Here is a 16452-nt window from a genome sequence, read left to right on the forward strand (position 1 = left end):
ATTAAGCAAAATCAATTGGATTGATACCGTCCCTACCTTGCTTGGCTAACATAAATGATGATAAGTGTTATGAGTATCGAAAAAATTGTAGAACAAGCTCTCCAGGATGGTTATTTGACACCAGCAATGGAAGCAGAAGTCGGTAGAATCTGTGATAACGCCTCGGAACTCTCAATTGAAGAGTATATGGCGCTGGATCGGCTCATGGGAGCGCTATTGACCGGTGAGGTAGTGGCGGTACCTCGCAAACAATTCATTAACGTTATGGAAGAATTGGTACTGACAGAAGCGATCGCCAGAGTCGCAGAAATTGAAGCCACCAGCGAAAGTTCTCTAGATGTCGGAGATATTGCTGCTTATGCTCTCAATCGACTACCACCTTTGTATGCTACTACAGAAGAGGGTGCTAGCTTCCAGCGCCAAACGGCTCAAGCAGAACTGCAAGAATTAATTTCTCAGCAAGTAAGTGAAGCGATTAATCGTTACCTAGATCGACCCAATTTCTTCCCAGAACGGCAAGCCTTGGGCAAAAACACGGGTAATGAGGTTGTACGCCAAGTTAGTGCCTTACTTCAGACATACGCACCTAATTTTGAGCAAAAATTATAATTTTAAGAGTCATTAGTCATTGGTCATTTACAAAGGAAAAATGACTAATGACAAAGGACAAATGACTCTTAATTAATTACGTACTAATACTGTTGTCCCTATACTCACTTGCTCATAAAGCATTCTGACATCAGAATTACGCATTCTTAAACAGCCGTGGGATACAGCCGTTCCTACCAGGTCAATATCCGGCGTACCATGAAAGCCAATTTCATTGCGCCCATCTGACCAAAAACCAATCCATCTGTCTCCCAAGGGACTATCCGTACCAGCCTGAAATACTTTGCCTGTAATTGGGTGACGCCAGATTGGATAGTGTCGCATGTGGATCACCTGGAAAGAACCTGTGGGCGTTTCCCAACCCTTCTTACCTACAGCGATTGGGTAGCTAGCTATTACCTCATCTCCTGCATATACATAAGTGCGGCGATCGCTTAAATCAACCACCACTTGCGTCTTGCGATCTGCCAGCCTATCAGATGCAGATGGTGCTTGTTGGGCTGAAGCCTTAGACCATAAACCTTTTGGCCAACTATCCGTAACTGGATTTTGTCTTTCTGCTTGCGCCACCAGCTGCATCTTGATTGGTAGTTCAGTTGCTTGAGCTACATTATTTTTAATTGTTTTCGGCTGAGTTTGAGGCTTAACAGTAGAAGATTTTGGTGTAGAAGCCCTGCCAGTCGTTGCTTTAGCTACATTCTTCTTAATTATTTTCGACTTAGTTTCAGACTTAATGGCAGAATATTTGAGTATAGAAGCCTTGCGAGTCGTTGCTTGAGCTACATTCTTCTTAATTATTTTCGACTTAGTTCGAGGCTTAATAGCAGAGGACTTTGGTGTAACCGCCCTCTGAACACTTGAGCCTTGGGCAACTTCACCAGGTGGCACAGATGCACCCAGCGCAATTTCCCCTAAACTCACTTGTGACAGATTCTTGTAGACTCCCTCTGAGCGGCTTCCCTTGGGATTGGTTAGGGTAGAATCTCGCCGCATCGAAGTAGATGCAGACTTATCAGACTGCCGTTCCGCCGTAGTAATGCGCCAATGGACAGCTAAAGATAAAAATGCTGTGCCAAAACAGAGCAACATTACCATCCGTCCTACAGATTCGTTTCTTACCATTGCCATCGCCTATTGTTTATCCCTGACATATCCAGCCGAGAAATTGGATGTGTTCATCATCCGATTATCAAAAATTTATCAATACTTATCATTTCCGTTATAAATCTGCCAATACCTCTGGGCAAACTAAGACTATGCAAATTGTCCCAGCAGCAAAACTTCAAGTGACCAACCTCATTCCTCCAAAGTTCTGGGGGTTGTAAGCCAATACTTAGACTTTCTGGCGGAACTTTTGCAATGTAGCAATCAATGATTAGTGGTGTCGGTGGGAGAAAAACCATGTTTGAAAAACTATTGCTAGCAGTCACAATTACATTTTCCCTCAATTTATTTTTTCAAGTTCGTGTACCAGAGCAACATAACTCTGGTGCTATCTACGGGTCACAACTAGAACAATCAGCAACTATTCTGGTAACAAAATCAAAAAAATAAATCACCATTATAGTAACCACAGCAACCCAACTCCCAGAAATTATTACCTGAATTTTAAAGGTATCAAGAAGATAGAATTACAAAATTTTTCTCTTCATCCTTAATAACCAGATTTAATTATTTTTATCAAGCGTATATACCCAGTTGCTAAAAGTACTAAAATGTGCATGTTGCTGCGCTTTTTTGAGTTGATGGGTGTAAGGGCAACTATGCGAGCAGTATAAGGAAAAAGTGGCTCACCTTATTGCTATAAATGTATCCAAAATTGTCTGCCTCCGTGTTCCAGTCATAAATCCGTCACCTTAGCATGGAACTTCTGTCCCATTAGCAGGTCTAATAGATAGGGATGATTTAGAGCCAGTACGATCTATGAGTCAGTCGATTACTGTATCCTGGTCAACGGTTGATGCAAAGTATCCAGAAGCATCAGTGCAAGTTGACAAACTCCCTAACCACGATTTAATTTTGCGCTGTCAAGCGGGACTGCGGCCAGATCGTGTTGCGTTTTCAGAACTATTACGCCGCTATCAAAGTCAAGTTGATAGAGTTTTGTACCACCTAGCTCCAGATTGGGCTGACAGAGCCGATTTAGCTCAAGAAGTTTGGATTCGAGTGTATCGGAATATTAACCGATTACAAGAACCTGCTAAATTTCGGGGCTGGTTAAGCCGCATTGCTACCAACTTGTTTTACGATGAGTTACGGAAACGCAAGCGGGTTGTTAGCCCTTTATCACTGGATGCTCCCCGCTCGTTAGAGGACGGTGAGATGGATTGGGAAATCGCTGGCGATACTCCCGGACCTGAAGAAGAACTGACAACTAGAGAATTTTACGAGCAATTGCGGGAAGCAATCGCGGATTTACCAGAAGTCTTTCGTACAACCATTGTCCTGAGAGAAATCGAGGGCATGGCTTATGAAGAAATTGCTGAAATCACTGGAGTTTCTTTAGGAACTGTGAAGTCAAGAATAGCCAGAGCTAGATCCAGACTGCAAGCTTACTTGCAGAATTATCTAGATTCCTAATTTACAGTATCTTGCCTCTGTCCAATGACAGAATTTAAGCATAGATTAAGAATTACCAGAAAGACGTAGATTGCTTCCATCCTAAGAAGGAAAAATGGCTAATTTTACCGAAATTCCCGCCCAGTTTACCCGTGTATGAATTGGTAATAATGTTAAGATGACTACTGATTCTCAGTTTTACGACCGTTCTTCTTTGCAACTTCCTCAAGATTTGTCAGATGGAATGGCCAAGCATACCAATGAATCAACGGGTCTTATGGATATGGTGAAGCGCGATCGCTTCGAGTTATTGAGTGCTTACCTCGATGGTGAAGTCACAGCCCCTGAACGCAGGCAAGTAGAAGAATGGCTGGCAAATGATGCCTCGGTTCAATGCTTGTATGCGCGACTGTTAAAGCTACGCCAAGGCTTGCGGACTCTCCCAATCCCCACAGCCCAAAAGTCACCAGAAGCAACAGTTCAGCAAGTATTCACACGTTTGCGCCGCCGTTCCCGTTTAAACTGGATGGCGGGAGGTGCAGCTGTTGCTGCCTGCGTAATCGGTGCAGTATCTAGCTTAGTACCTGGTGGTTTGAATGTGCCGCAACTGGCGCAACGACCACAAAAAGAACCGATTCAAACATCCTCAGCGTCTATAATTCCACCTTCCCCTTTGATGGTGGGACTAAATAATCCGGTTATTGAAATTCCTAAAGCAGCAGTAGCTTCTCCAAAAAATCCAATCTATCCGGTACAGCCACAACGCCACGACTCCAAACAAGACATTAACTAATCGCAAAGTTAACAGTTCACAGACCCTAACTGTACTTTGCGGTTAAACAACAGCCACTCCACCAACCGTCAGGTTGGAGGAATCCTCCTAATTGCTCAACTTGCTCTAGAGCCATTAAATAAACCAAAGCCAAACCCAAAGATAGCGACTGTGGTTCATAAACCTCGATAATTTGCCGATTATAGAGGTTTTCTGCTGGTAGTCTAGAGGGCTGGTAATTTTCCAGCACATCTAGCTCATTTAAAATTCTTGGGTTGGGAAAAGATAGTAAATACCCGTAAACTTTGCTATTTCCAAGCGTCATTGCTGGGTAGCCCATTGGCAGAGCAAACAATTTACCTTCTACAAAAGCTTTTTTGACATCAACTACTTTGCCAGCACAGTATTTTTTATAGTTAGCTTCACCTGGTTTGAGTGTGCCGTACACAAAAACCCGCACCAAATCAGAAAATTTTATATTTGATTAAACCATCTAAACCTTCATCAAATGACTCTTGCCATACCTGAAACACTAGCATTCAGGCACAATTTGACTGATGCTCAATTATATAAATCTGTGATTAGTTGACCTACAATATAGGTTAACCTAACAGGTTGACATAACAGGTTAACCTAGACAGACCCATTAGGAGAATTTTTTGGTGGATTCCCGATATAACCCAGCAGCGATTGAGGAAAAACGGCAGAAAACATGGTTAGAACTTGGCTTAGATAAAACACCTTCAGCTAGCAACAAGCCAAAATTCTACGCTTTATCCATGTTCCCTTATCCATCGGGCAGCCTACACATGGGTCACGTCCGTAATTATACCATTACTGACGTGATTGCCCGCTTCAAGCGAATGCAAGGGTATCGGGTAATACACCCAATGGGTTGGGATGCCTTTGGCTTGCCAGCAGAAAATGCCGCTATTGACCGTGGTGTACCGCCAGCAAAGTGGACTTATCAGAATATTACCCAGATGCGGCAGCAATTACAGCGTCTTGGTTTATCAATTGATTGGGAATGTGAATTAGCTACTTGTTCACCAGATTATTACAAGTGGACACAATGGATTTTCTTGCAGTTTTTGCAAGCAGGGTTAGCTTACCAAAAAGAAGCAGCCGTAAACTGGGACCCCATTGACCAAACTGTATTAGCAAATGAGCAAGTTGATAACGAAGGACGTTCCTGGCGCAGTGGCGCAATAGTTGAGCGCAAATTGTTGCGGCAGTGGTTTTTTAAGATTACCGACTACGCCGAAGAATTACTCAATGACTTGGATAAGTTGACAGGTTGGCCGGAACGGGTCAAATTGATGCAGGCAAACTGGATTGGTAAATCCACAGGCGCTTATTTAGAATTTCCCATTGTTGGGATAGATGAAAAAATCGCTGTGTATACCACGCGCCCAGATACAGTTTATGGTGTCAGTTATTTAGTATTAGCACCAGAACATCCTTTAACAAATCGCGTTACCACAAAAGAACAACAAGCGGCGGTAGAAGTCTTTATTAAAGAGGTTTCTAATCAAAGTGAGTTGGAACGTACTTCTGAAGACAAACCTAAGCGGGGTATCCCTACCGGTGGTGTGGCAATTAACCCGTTTACAGGGGAAGAAGTGCCTATTTGGATTGCTGACTATGTACTGTATGAGTATGGTACTGGGGCGGTGATGGGTGTACCCGCACACGATGTCCGGGATTTTAAGTTTGCTAAAAATTACGATTTACCAATTAATTTTGTCATCGCTTCCCCAGATGATGTTGCAGGTTTTGACTTAACTCCAACATCAGAGATTGATGGAATCACACAACTTGTTGAAGTTGACTATAAGCAGGCATACACTGAACCAGGAATTTTAATTAATTCTGGGGCTTTTACTGGTATATCTTCCACAGATGCTAAACAAGCCATAATTGAATACGCCGAAAAACAAGATTTTGGTAAAGTGCGAGTGCAATATCGCTTGCGGGATTGGTTAATTTCCCGGCAGCGTTACTGGGGCGCACCGATACCTGTAATTCACTGTCCCAACTGTGGGATAGTGCCAGTGCCTGACAAAGATTTACCAGTCCAGTTGCCAGAAGAGGTGGAATTTACTGGACGTTGCGGTTCACCTTTGACTCAGTTGGAAAGCTGGGTAAATGTGCCTTGTCCAACTTGCGGCACTCCAGCGAAGCGCGAAACTGACACGATGGACACTTTTATTGATTCCTCGTGGTATTTCTTGCGCTTCCCTGACGCTAAAAATGAACAACAGGTTTTCGATTCCAGTAAAGTAAACGACTGGATGCCAGTGAATCAGTACGTGGGTGGGATTGAACACGCGATTCTACATTTGTTGTATTCGCGGTTCTTTACTAAAGTACTCCGGGACAGAGGGTTACTGAACTTTGATGAACCTTTCCAACGTCTGTTAACTCAAGGGATGGTACAGGGTTTAACTTACCTAAATCCCAATAAGGGCGGTAAAGATAAATGGATTCCTTCTAATCTGGTCAATTCTGCTGACCCCCGCGACCCTCAGACAGACGAACCTTTGCAACGTCTCTACGCCACCATGTCTAAATCAAAGGGCAACGGTGTCGCGCCAGAAGATGTAATTTCCAAATATGGTATAGACACAGCAAGGATGTTCATCTTGTTCAAAGCACCACCAGAAAAAGACCTGGAATGGGATGAAGCCGATGTGGAAGGACAATTCCGCTTTTTAAATCGGGTTTGGCGTTTGGTGACGGATTATATTACTGCTGGGGTATCCCGTAAGAAAGCCCAATCTGATTTAACTAAGGCTGAAAAGGAATTGCGGCGGGCGATTCACACGGCTATTCAAGCGGTGACGGAAGATGTGGAAGACGAATATCAATTCAACACAGCTATTTCCGAATTGATGAAGTTGAGTAATGCCCTAAGTGATGCTGACAAAAATTCACCAATTTACGCAGAAGGTATTCGGACTTTGGTGATATTAATCGCACCCTTTGCACCACATATTGCTGATGAATTGTGGCATTTGTTGGGTGAAAGTGATTCAATTCACACTCAAACTTGGCCATCATTTGACCCTGCTGCTTTAGTAGCTGATGAAATCACTTTAGTGATTCAAGTTATGGGTAAAACTCGCGGCGCGATTCAAGTACCAGCACAAGCAGATAAAGCAGCGTTGGAGAAATACGCCCGTGAATCAGAAATTGCCCAGCGTTACATCGAAGGCAAAGAGATTAAAAAGGTAATTGTAGTGCCTGGCAAGTTAGTGAATTTTGTAGTCAGCTAAAAGTAGAGGGAAGAGATATGCTTAGGACTTATGCACTGAAAACCTAAAATGTCTATTCCCTCTAAGCTACACCACTTGCTCAAGACTTCCAAAACGCAGTTTACAGCACGAATAAATGAGGCTGTAATAGCAGAAGAATCGTCGCAAGAAAAACTAATTCGTGTGGTACGTCCAGTCAGTTAAAAGATTTTAATAGAAGGTAGAAACTTTAAATATTCAATAAGCGTAATTTATGCTCAAAAACTATTTGGGATATTTTGCCACGGGCATTGAGGCAAAATGTTTTTAGAGTAGTCTGTGCATGAAGTGATAGCGTCCACCAATGTCCTGAGTAAAAGACATTCTGAAAGCAGGCGGATTTCAAAGATATCTATAACTATGACAGCAAAGAATAGTACAAAGAAAGAAGTGCTAGATCGTATTTATTAAAGCATTAATACTAAAGCTATCAAGAAGTATTGTAACAGTAGTTTCTTTTTCTGGTGTATGTGTATTTAAAAACATTTGTATTACCGTTCAAAGAGTTAAATTGTTTTATTTATACACGAAAAAGCGCTTGAGAGTTTTGCTCACTCAAGCGCTTCCCCGTAAAAGCTTATACCAACTCACTTGTTTGATGCAACATTTGAAATCTGCAACACCCCCTTATCAGGGAGTATTGCGGGGATAACTTGTGACAAACATTTGGTGAAATGGTATCACTCCTTGCACTAACTAAGAATATCTCTTTTACAAGAAAACCGGGGATCTGGTGAGTGACAGTTTATGAACTGAACACTAGTTAAAAACGACTCACCATGAATGGTAACTAACGAAACTAAGCACAATTGTAGCAAGTTTGTAAGTATAGTATAAAAACTTGTAGTTGATTAGCGTATGCATAGGCATTGCCTGCCTCTGAGTAAACCTTCAAAATATGTAGCAATTAACAGCATAAATATCTCAAGTTTGGCAGCAAATAAACCGGAAAGTATCAGTGAAAAATCGCCATCAAGCAAGCCTGAGATGGCTTATCTACCCGCATGAAAGCGATTTAGACTGCAATAAATCATCACCTTCTCAATAGATAGAGGTATTCTTTAGAGAATGGTAACCGAAGAACAAATCTTCTACCCAAGCAGATTGAAAACTTTTGGTTGGGTATCTTTTATCTCTTAGCAAACGATGACATCTAACTCTTGCACATAGTGTAAGCGGTTACTTCCTTTGTTGCAGCAAAACACAGATTTTTCACCGACGATTTCCACGATATTCAAATCGATTTCGCATATTTCTATCAAAACAACTGAGGCCGATGATGGGGAAGATTTAAGAATTTATAATATCTATGCCTAAAATTATGAGAGCTTAAATGGACGCTTCAGGCTTCGCTATTTTAGCTACTCCCCTACTAGCACACGCCTTAACCTGGTGTCTAAGTGTATGGTAAAATTGCCTGGAACAGAGGTTTTATTTGAGTTGGAGTCTCGTATAAATTGCAAAGGTCAAGCTGACCGATCATTAAACTCCACGATACTTTTCCTATGAATTTGGAAAATATACAACAAGACTGGTGGCGATCTGAGTGTAATTTGTAGATGAATATCTAGAATTTGCTACCAGACTAAACCAATTTCCCACAATTTTGACTTTTATTTGACTTTTAGGATAGACACATGAACGATAAGCTGATGCTAATGATTCCAGGCCCAACCCCGGTGCCAGAAGCTGCTTTACTGGCATTAGCCAAGCATCCGATTGGACACCGTACCAGTGAATTTAGCAACATTTTGGCAGAAGTGACGGAAAACCTCAAGTGGTTGCACCAAACTCAAACTGATGTGCTGACACTGAATGTTAGTGGTACGGGTGCTGTAGAAGCTGGAATAATTAATTTTCTCTCTCCAGGCGATCGCATTTTAGTTGGCTCTAATGGTAAATTTGGCGAACGCTGGGTAGAAGTTGGCCAAGCCTACGGTTTGAATGTAGAAGAAGTTAAGGTGGAATGGGGAAAACCCTTAGACCCCGCAGTATTTGCCGAAAAACTCCAAGCAGATACTCAAAAGCAAATTAAAGCTGTAATCATTACCCACAGTGAAACCTCGACAGGTGTGTTGAATGACCTAGAAAGCATCAACCGCCACGTTAAAGCACACGGTGAAGCTTTGATTATCGTTGATGCCGTCACAAGCTTGGGTGCATTCAATCTACCCGTGGATGCTTGGGGTTTGGATATCGTCGCCTCCGGTTCTCAAAAAGGTTATATGATTCCGCCGGGATTGGGTTTTGTCTCTGTCAGCCCCAAGGCTTGGGAAGCTTACAAAACTGCGAAGCTACCAAAATATTATTTGGACTTAGGGAAATATCGCAAAGCCACAGCCAAAAACACAACTCCATTTACTCCGCCTGTGAACTTGATCGTAGCGCTGCACACCACGTTGCGAATCATGAAAGAGGAAGGATTAGAGTCAATATTTGCTCGACATGAACGGCTGAAAAATGCTACCCGCGCCGCCATTCAAGGGTTGAATTTACCCCTGTTTGCAGCAGATAGTTCCGCTAGTCCGGCGATTACGGCTGTAGCACCACAGGGAATTGAATCGGATAAGATTCGGTCATTGATGAAAAAACGCTTTGATATTGCCCTAGCAGGTGGTCAAGACCATTTGAGTAATAAGATTTTCCGCATTGGTCACTTGGGCTTTGTGAGCGATCGCGATATCCTTAGCTGTATAGCATCTTTAGAAGTTACCCTAACAGAACTTGGGTACGAAGATTTCACCCCTGGATCTGGTATAGCAGCAGCAGTTAAAGTATTTAGTCAGTCCTAATTACTCAGCACTAAACCAAAAGAGCGAGTTAAATTATCAACTCGCTCTTTTGGTTTGTTGTATATAAATAAGTAGAAACCACCAGAGTTAATAAACCTATATATCAACCTTTGTACAAGGTAGAGTTGATGTGACATACTTTTATTCTCTTAAATGATACCAACTTGCCTTAGATAGTATTATTTGCTTCGGAGACAGTCACACAGCTTCTTTGACACCAAACAATACTAATTTTGGCAACTTAGTACGATCCAGGATTTGCATAAATAGTATTGTTTGAGATTCCAGTAACAGCCTTTTGATAGAGACTTTTAATCCAAAACCCAAAAATTGGCATAAATTATGCCGTCTCCAGCCAATCATAAATTTGTTCTAACTGTTCTAGAGTAATCAAACCATACTGCCAAAGAATCATTGCCAAAGGACCTGGATCTTGCTCCCGATGGCGCAGTGCAACCGCTAGCGATGCTGTGGAAATTGCCAAATCTTCTTGCAAAAAATGAATCAGTCGAGAATATTTTGATGGTGACATTTGAATCTCACCTCCTTGTGCAGAATGTATTGTCATATATGAGTTCACCATTGCTCGGTAGCCAGTAACCAGTATTTCATCTGTCACTGTGCCGTTATTGGCTATACACCCCAGCACAGTTTTTTTGATTTGCCTTTAAGAGAGGCTTGTCATCTGCTCAATTATCAAGCAGCATTTTTACTTAATTCAATGGCTCCATCTTGTTTACTTGTGTAATTTATTTAATTACACATGTAGTAATAAAGATTCCATAACCTATACTCTCTTATTGGCGACTATTTACACTTACGCCGAAGGGAATATTTTTGCACCCAAACCTCAAAATCGCGATTTCAGGTTGGAGACAGTAGAATTTTACATTATTACCACAGTTTTTAAATAGTAGCGCTACAGATGACTTTTTGCTACAACACGTGACATTTTTTACAAAAAAAACATAGATTTAGGTAGTATACGCTCTGAACAGAGCAACTATCCAAATCTTCATCCTTGAAAAGTATCTAAGTCTCAAAACTCAATTTTGACAATATCGTCCACTTTCAACTTCAATTCGGCAGCTCTTCCAGAACGAAGTTCAATTACCTTATCGATTGGTGTGTTGGGACCATAAGTGGGACAAGGCTCACTTGCACAAGGAGGTGCACCAGCTTGGATATATTTAACTACACCGTTCTGTAAAAATACCATATCCAAGGCTACAGGTACATTTTTCATCCAGAAACTAACTGGTTGTGGTGAAGCGAACCCAAATAGCATTCCTCGGTCATCTGGCAAAGCTGGTCGATACATCAACCCCATTTGTTGCTGTTGTGGTGTTTTCGCCACTTCTAGCTGAATAGTTGTGCCATTAGGAAGAATGGCTTTCGCAGAAATTGGTAGTTTTTGACCTAAACTCGCTGGGGCTGGAGTTTTAGAATCAGACGTGGGGGTTGGAGGTTTAGCCGTTGTTGGCACAGAACAGCCCATCAATAAAACACTCAGCAACATTGAGAATAAACCTAGCCAACGATTCATAATTATTTTTGATTTTGTAATTTAGATTTCAATTTTACAGAATTTAAGCTAGAAAGCTCACGCTTTTATTTATTTGGTAATACACAGCCGTTTTCAGGCTCAATTAACTAGACAATGGCTTAAGCTCATTGTCTAAGGTAGGCAAACTTTCGCCATCTCTATTAGATTAGGATTCTCTTAAAACGTACCCTACGCCGCGTACTGTCTGAATTAGGCGCTTTTGACCTTCATCTTCGATTTTGAGGCGCAGGTAGCGGATGTACACTTCAATGACATTCGACTCACCCAGAAAGTCATAACCCCAAACATTTTCTAAAATTTGTTCGCGGGTTAACACCTCACGGGGATGTTCCATTAAAAATTTTAATAGTTCAAATTCCTTCATTGTCAAGTCAATTGCTCGGCCGCCGTGGATAGCACGGCGACTTGCGATGTCTAAAATAAGATCCCCAAAGCGCAATTGCTCCGTGGTATCCACATCGGGTTTTAAGTAGAGGCGAATTAACTTCAAAAAGTCTTCTGAGCGGTAAGGTTTGAGGATGTAATCATCCGCCCCTGCTTCTAGACAAGCTACACGATCGTCGACGGTATCCCTTGCCATTAAAATCAACACAGGCGATCGCATACCAGTGCTTCTCAGATTTTTACACAATGAGAGTCCTGATTCTCCTGCTAGCATCCGGTCTAAAACAATTAAAGCAGGTTGGCGATCGCGACAGTATTGCAAACCACTGGTCGCATCATGAGCCAATATTGATTCATAGCCAGCTTCTTGCAAATCGCAAGCAAGCTGATTTGCTAGGCTCTCATCGGTTTCAATCACCAAAACACAGGGACTTGGAGCAACTGTCATAACAATTTGGGATATTGGATTTGGGATTGTAAAGATTTTCCAGAGAAAATCTTTACATAAGTTATAAAGTGCAATTACGAGTTTTTAACGATGAAGCAATCCTGATTTGACGCACGGCTAAGAATCTTTTAGCACGTTCAGGTGTCAGCAACCGAATTCTCCGATGCAATCTTAATAACTAACTCCAAATACCATCCCTATACCAGTAATTCTGGACGGAAATTAGAGAATGGGGAATGGAAGCAGGGGAAAGAATTTTCTGTTTGCTCACTCGCTTCTTTAACAATTCCCAATTTCCAATTCCCAATCATTACGGTAATTCTACCGAAGTTGGTTTGGCAATATGTGGTAAACCCCAACCTAATTTTTCTCGTAAAATTCGGAAAAACTCAGGCGGTTGCAGTCGAATAAATCGCACACTATATTGCGATCGCTCCATATATACTCTATCTTCTGGTAGAACATAACACCCTCCATTACCATCCACCACCATTACTAGCCGAGGAATGTTGACTGGATAAATGTTCACCGATTCAGTATCTGGAAATACCAATGCTCTAGAAGCTAGAGAATGGGGACAAATGGGTACTAGCTGTAAAACAGGTACACCAGGAGTCACCACTGGGCCACCAGCACTCAATGAGTAAGCTGTAGAACCAGTAGGCGTAGAAACAATCACGCCATCCGCAGCAATATCTACTGGTGCATGACGACCTATGGCAATTTCAAAATGGCACATAGAGGTCAAAGGTTCTCGGTGCAGTACCATTTCATTCAAGCAGAGAGCTTCCCACAGTACTGCATCTCCCCGAAATACTTTGACGGTGAGCATGGCTCGTTCTTCAATTTCATACTTACCGTTCATTGCCTGTTCTAGTGCTTGGGGCAATTGATTCAGGAAAGTTTCTGTCAAAAATCCCATGTGACCGGTATTCACTGTTAATAGTGGAATACCACAGGGGGCTACCTGACGAGACGCTGCTAAAACAGTGCCGTCTCCCCCTAACACCACTGCAAACTCCATATCTGAGTCAAAACCAGGGGGCGTTAGACCGTCAATGGGGGTGTGGCATACAGGACTATCTGGATTAGAGTAGCCCAATATTCCACCGATACTTGATGTGATACACACATCCCAACCGGCTGCGGTTAGCTTGTCTTTCAACTCGATAGCGACACGACCCGCTATCGGTTTAACGTCATTGTAGATAATGCCTGCTTTCGGCACACTCAAATATCCAAGTTTAGGCGATGCTCTGTATTATGTAATCCTTACACATTTTTGGTCATGTAGTCATTAATCTAGATTCAAATATCCAGAGTGTAGAGTTTCATGACTAATGTTTCTTCCGTAATTACTATTGACTATTGGCTTTTGAAGACTGTTTAAAAGGAGTTTTTTTAGGTTTCTGCTTTTTATTTTTATTTTTCTGGTAGTCTACCTCTTTGAGCTTCTTCATGATCCGGCTGAAATACTCTTGGAGATAGCTTTCTAGGGTCGTGGTTTGTTGCGGATCTAAGCCAAAAACTGTGTATACTTCATCCATTGAAGCATTTAGCTGTTTACCACTAGCCAATACTTCTGTAAACGCTAGCCTGTCGGCTACGTTCCATCCCCACTGAAAAGACCGCATTAAGCCCCGCACGGCACGCAGTAAGCTTATTGGCATCCGCGTTACCCTGGCATCTTTTCCAGATAAGCGTTCGCACAGGTTGATGATTTCTTCTGCACTCCATGCACGAGTACCAACTACAGGAAAAGCTTGGTTTTCCGTTTCGGGCACACTCAATGCACGAATTGCAAACTTAGCAATGTCCTGAGTGTCCATATAGGCAATAGGAGAAGAATTACCTGTCACCCAAACTGGCTGTCCTTCCAAAATGGGAATCCCATATTGACCGATTAACCCTTGCATAAAACCAGCTAGCCGCAAGATGGTATAATTCAAGCCTGACTCAGCTAAGAATAGTTCTGTACAACGTTTAATTTCCATTAGCGGTACTTCTGGGTATTTATCCGCATCCAAAATTGAAAAGAAGATAAAGCGCTCTACACCTGCTGCTTTTGCTGCTTGAATTAATGCTACTTTGCCCTCCCAGTCAACTTGCTTGATACTCAGTGAATCTGTAGGACGAGATGTTGACGCATCAATAACTTGGGTTACACCAACTAAAGCTGCCGCTAGTGTATCAGGGTAACGTAAATTTCCTGGTACAAGTTCTGCACCCCATTCTTTGAGAAAAGCTGCTTTTTTACTACTCCGCACGAGGCAGCGTACTTTATATCCCTCATCGATTGCACGACGAGCCACTTGTCTTCCTAAGGTGCCAGTGGCACCGACGATTAATAATGTCATGAGGTTTGTAATAAATTTTAATGTTTTATGAAAAGAATGTTATCAGAATAACCTATGTAAACAAAAGTTTACATCTTTTCTAAGAAAATCGTTTGTTATGGAAAAATTCATGGGAAAATGGCTGTCCGGTAAACGGACAAGCTTTTTTCCCAGTTAGCAAAAAGTATGAACGCCAGTTTGGGGCGAACAGAACCTTTCAAGGCAGAGGAAAACCCCTTCCATCTCAATAGTCAATTACCGTAGAAGTTATTCTTCTCCGCCTTGAATTTTTAGTAACAATGCGCCTAAGCCCCAGCCCACGAAGATTAAACCGAAGGACAATATAGCTGCATTCAAAATTTCGCCGCCCATTGGTGTGATTCTCCTTATGCAAATTAGTGTGTGTAAACTAGGTCTAGCAGAAGCTTTTCAATAGTTACTGTAGGATTAGACCTGTGTAAATAATTTTAAACTAGTTTAGCAAGTAATCCCTACTGGTTTGGGGGGCAATCCCTACTGTAGAACGGGAAATGAGGGGGATGGGGAAAATTTTGATGATAATAATTATGAATAAATTTTATGTATCAAAATAATCAAGGTGATTTAGTGAATTTTAGCAAAAAGAATCGCCCACGTTTGGCGCTGACGCTGGGAGATCCGGCAGGTATTGGGACGGAGGTGATTTTAAAAGCTTTAGCAAAACCGGAAATTAGTAAAAAATACGACGTAACAGTGGTGGGTAATGGGGATTTGCTGGCACAGACTTATCACAAATTGAATTTAATCGAGAATTTAGCACCTTTGGCAAATCCAGAAGAGTTGTCTGTCTGTGATGTGCAATTGGATGGAGAAATTAAAGGTCAAATTATTCCAGGAATAGGTAATGCGGCTAGTGGTGCGGCTAGTTTTGCTTATATGGAATGTGCTATCGCACAAACACTCGCTGGTAAATTTGATGGAATAGTCACGGGGCCGATCGCTAAATCTGCTTGGAAAGCCGCAGGGTATAATTATCCAGGGCAAACAGAACTTTTGGCGCACAAGTCAGGTGTTGACCGTTTTGGGATGTTATTTGTGGCGCGATCGCCCCATACTAATTGGACACTCCGCACTTTACTTGCCACCACACATATTCCCCTACGTCAAGTGGCGGATACATTGACACCGCAGTTGTTGACACAGAAATTGGATTTGCTGGTGGAGTGTTTGGAGAAAGATTTTGGGATAGAAAATGGGAGAATTGCGATCGCAGGTTTGAATCCCCACAGTGGCGAACAGGGGAAACTTGGACATGAAGAACAAGATTGGTTAATTCCCTGGTTGGAGCAAGAGCGGCAGAATAGACCAAAATTACAACTAGATGGACCCATACCACCAGATACGATGTGGGTCAAACCTGGTCAAGCTTGGTATGGAAATTCTTTAGTAAAAAATCCTGCTGATAGCTACTTAGCACTTTACCACGACCAAGGCTTAATTCCTGTGAAGTTGATGGCGTTTGATCGAGCAGTTAATACTTCTATAGGTCTTCCTTTCGTTCGAACTTCACCCGATCATGGAACAGCGTTTGATATTGCAGGTAAGGGAATTGCTGATGCTACGAGTATGAAAGCAGCGATACATTTAGCGGCTGAGTTGGTTAGTCAAAAGCTGGCCAAGAAAAATTATGAATGATTTTTAGAAATACAA

General features: G+C 42.1%; 16 protein-coding genes. 8 read left to right on the forward strand and 8 right to left on the reverse strand.

The window, feature by feature from the left end; genetic code table 11:
• The first annotated feature begins 69 nt into the window (after nucleotides 1-69).
• Nucleotides 70-609 (forward strand): late competence development ComFB family protein, encoded by a 540-nt coding sequence (locus tag NPUN_RS20945; RefSeq protein WP_041565537.1) that lies wholly within the window; start codon nucleotides 70-72, stop codon nucleotides 607-609.
• 72 nt (nucleotides 610-681) lie between these two features.
• Here the strand turns inward: NPUN_RS20945 and NPUN_RS44880 are convergent, their stop codons facing one another.
• On the reverse strand, nucleotides 682-1344 hold the full coding sequence (locus NPUN_RS44880) for a L,D-transpeptidase (protein ID WP_419788442.1): 663 nt from the start codon (nucleotides 1342-1344) through the stop codon (nucleotides 682-684).
• Nucleotides 1345-2010: 666 nt separating this feature from the next.
• Here NPUN_RS44880 and NPUN_RS42055 point away from each other — a divergent pair.
• The 3 genes from NPUN_RS42055 to NPUN_RS20965 all read left to right on the forward strand — a co-directional run bounded on the left by NPUN_RS42055 (nucleotide 2011) and on the right by NPUN_RS20965 (nucleotide 3961).
• Nucleotides 2011-2163: a hypothetical protein gene (locus NPUN_RS42055; protein WP_167306191.1), complete on the forward strand. Its 153-nt coding sequence runs from the start codon at nucleotides 2011-2013 to the stop codon at nucleotides 2161-2163.
• Nucleotides 2164-2532: 369 nt separating this feature from the next.
• Nucleotides 2533-3189, forward strand: a complete 657-nt coding sequence (locus NPUN_RS20960) for a sigma-70 family RNA polymerase sigma factor (RefSeq protein ID WP_012410498.1) — start codon at nucleotides 2533-2535, stop codon at nucleotides 3187-3189.
• 157 nt (nucleotides 3190-3346) lie between these two features.
• A complete protein-coding gene (locus NPUN_RS20965; protein WP_041565539.1) occupies nucleotides 3347-3961 on the forward strand; it encodes an anti-sigma factor family protein in 615 nt (204 codons plus the stop codon).
• A gap of 25 nt (nucleotides 3962-3986) precedes the next feature.
• On the opposite strand, the gene NPUN_RS20970 is transcribed toward NPUN_RS20965, so the two are convergent.
• The gene (locus tag NPUN_RS20970) at nucleotides 3987-4400 is read right to left on the reverse strand and encodes a gamma-glutamylcyclotransferase (protein ID WP_063721268.1); all 414 of its coding nucleotides are present in this window, start codon (nucleotides 4398-4400) and stop codon (nucleotides 3987-3989) included.
• Between the two features lie 202 nt (nucleotides 4401-4602).
• Here NPUN_RS20970 and leuS point away from each other — a divergent pair, with 202 nt between their 5' ends.
• The 3 genes from leuS to NPUN_RS20980 all read left to right on the forward strand — a co-directional run bounded on the left by leuS (nucleotide 4603) and on the right by NPUN_RS20980 (nucleotide 10028).
• Nucleotides 4603-7218, forward strand: a complete 2616-nt coding sequence (leuS, locus tag NPUN_RS20975; protein WP_012410501.1) for a leucine--tRNA ligase — start codon at nucleotides 4603-4605, stop codon at nucleotides 7216-7218.
• A gap of 48 nt (nucleotides 7219-7266) precedes the next feature.
• Nucleotides 7267-7401 (forward strand): hypothetical protein, encoded by a 135-nt coding sequence (locus tag NPUN_RS44205; RefSeq protein ID WP_272913928.1) that lies wholly within the window; start codon nucleotides 7267-7269, stop codon nucleotides 7399-7401.
• A gap of 1472 nt (nucleotides 7402-8873) precedes the next feature.
• Nucleotides 8874-10028 (forward strand): pyridoxal-phosphate-dependent aminotransferase family protein, encoded by a 1155-nt coding sequence (locus NPUN_RS20980; protein ID WP_012410502.1) that lies wholly within the window; start codon nucleotides 8874-8876, stop codon nucleotides 10026-10028.
• Nucleotides 10029-10368: 340 nt separating this feature from the next.
• Here NPUN_RS20980 and NPUN_RS20985 read toward each other — a convergent pair whose 3' ends face one another.
• The 6 genes from NPUN_RS20985 to petM form a co-directional block, all read right to left on the reverse strand.
• Nucleotides 10369-10596 (reverse strand): DUF2949 domain-containing protein, encoded by a 228-nt coding sequence (locus tag NPUN_RS20985; protein WP_012410503.1) that lies wholly within the window; start codon nucleotides 10594-10596, stop codon nucleotides 10369-10371.
• A 471-nt stretch (nucleotides 10597-11067) separates the two neighbouring features.
• Nucleotides 11068-11574 carry a DUF192 domain-containing protein gene (locus NPUN_RS20990; protein ID WP_041565540.1) on the reverse strand — a complete coding sequence of 169 codons (507 nt, stop codon included), beginning with the start codon at nucleotides 11572-11574 and terminating at the stop codon, nucleotides 11068-11070.
• 166 nt (nucleotides 11575-11740) lie between these two features.
• Complete coding sequence (nblR, locus tag NPUN_RS20995) at nucleotides 11741-12427, reverse strand: response regulator transcription factor NblR (RefSeq protein WP_012410505.1); 687 nt, start codon at nucleotides 12425-12427, stop codon at nucleotides 11741-11743.
• Between the two features lie 310 nt (nucleotides 12428-12737).
• A complete protein-coding gene (locus tag NPUN_RS21000; RefSeq protein ID WP_012410506.1) occupies nucleotides 12738-13655 on the reverse strand; it encodes an NAD(+) kinase in 918 nt (305 codons plus the stop codon).
• Between the two features lie 130 nt (nucleotides 13656-13785).
• Entirely contained in the window at nucleotides 13786-14784 is a 999-nt protein-coding gene (locus NPUN_RS21005) for an SDR family oxidoreductase (RefSeq protein ID WP_012410507.1), read from the reverse strand.
• Between the two features lie 246 nt (nucleotides 14785-15030).
• Nucleotides 15031-15135, reverse strand: a complete 105-nt coding sequence (petM, locus tag NPUN_RS21010; RefSeq protein WP_012410508.1) for a cytochrome b6-f complex subunit PetM — start codon at nucleotides 15133-15135, stop codon at nucleotides 15031-15033.
• A 207-nt stretch (nucleotides 15136-15342) separates the two neighbouring features.
• Between petM and pdxA the strand changes: the two genes are divergently transcribed.
• Entirely contained in the window at nucleotides 15343-16437 is a 1095-nt protein-coding gene (pdxA, locus tag NPUN_RS21015) for a 4-hydroxythreonine-4-phosphate dehydrogenase PdxA (protein ID WP_012410509.1), read from the forward strand.
• Nucleotides 16438-16452 lie beyond the last annotated feature (15 nt).

Source organism: Nostoc punctiforme PCC 73102 (genome assembly GCF_000020025.1).
In the GTDB taxonomy this organism is placed as follows: domain Bacteria; phylum Cyanobacteriota; class Cyanobacteriia; order Cyanobacteriales; family Nostocaceae; genus Nostoc; species Nostoc punctiforme.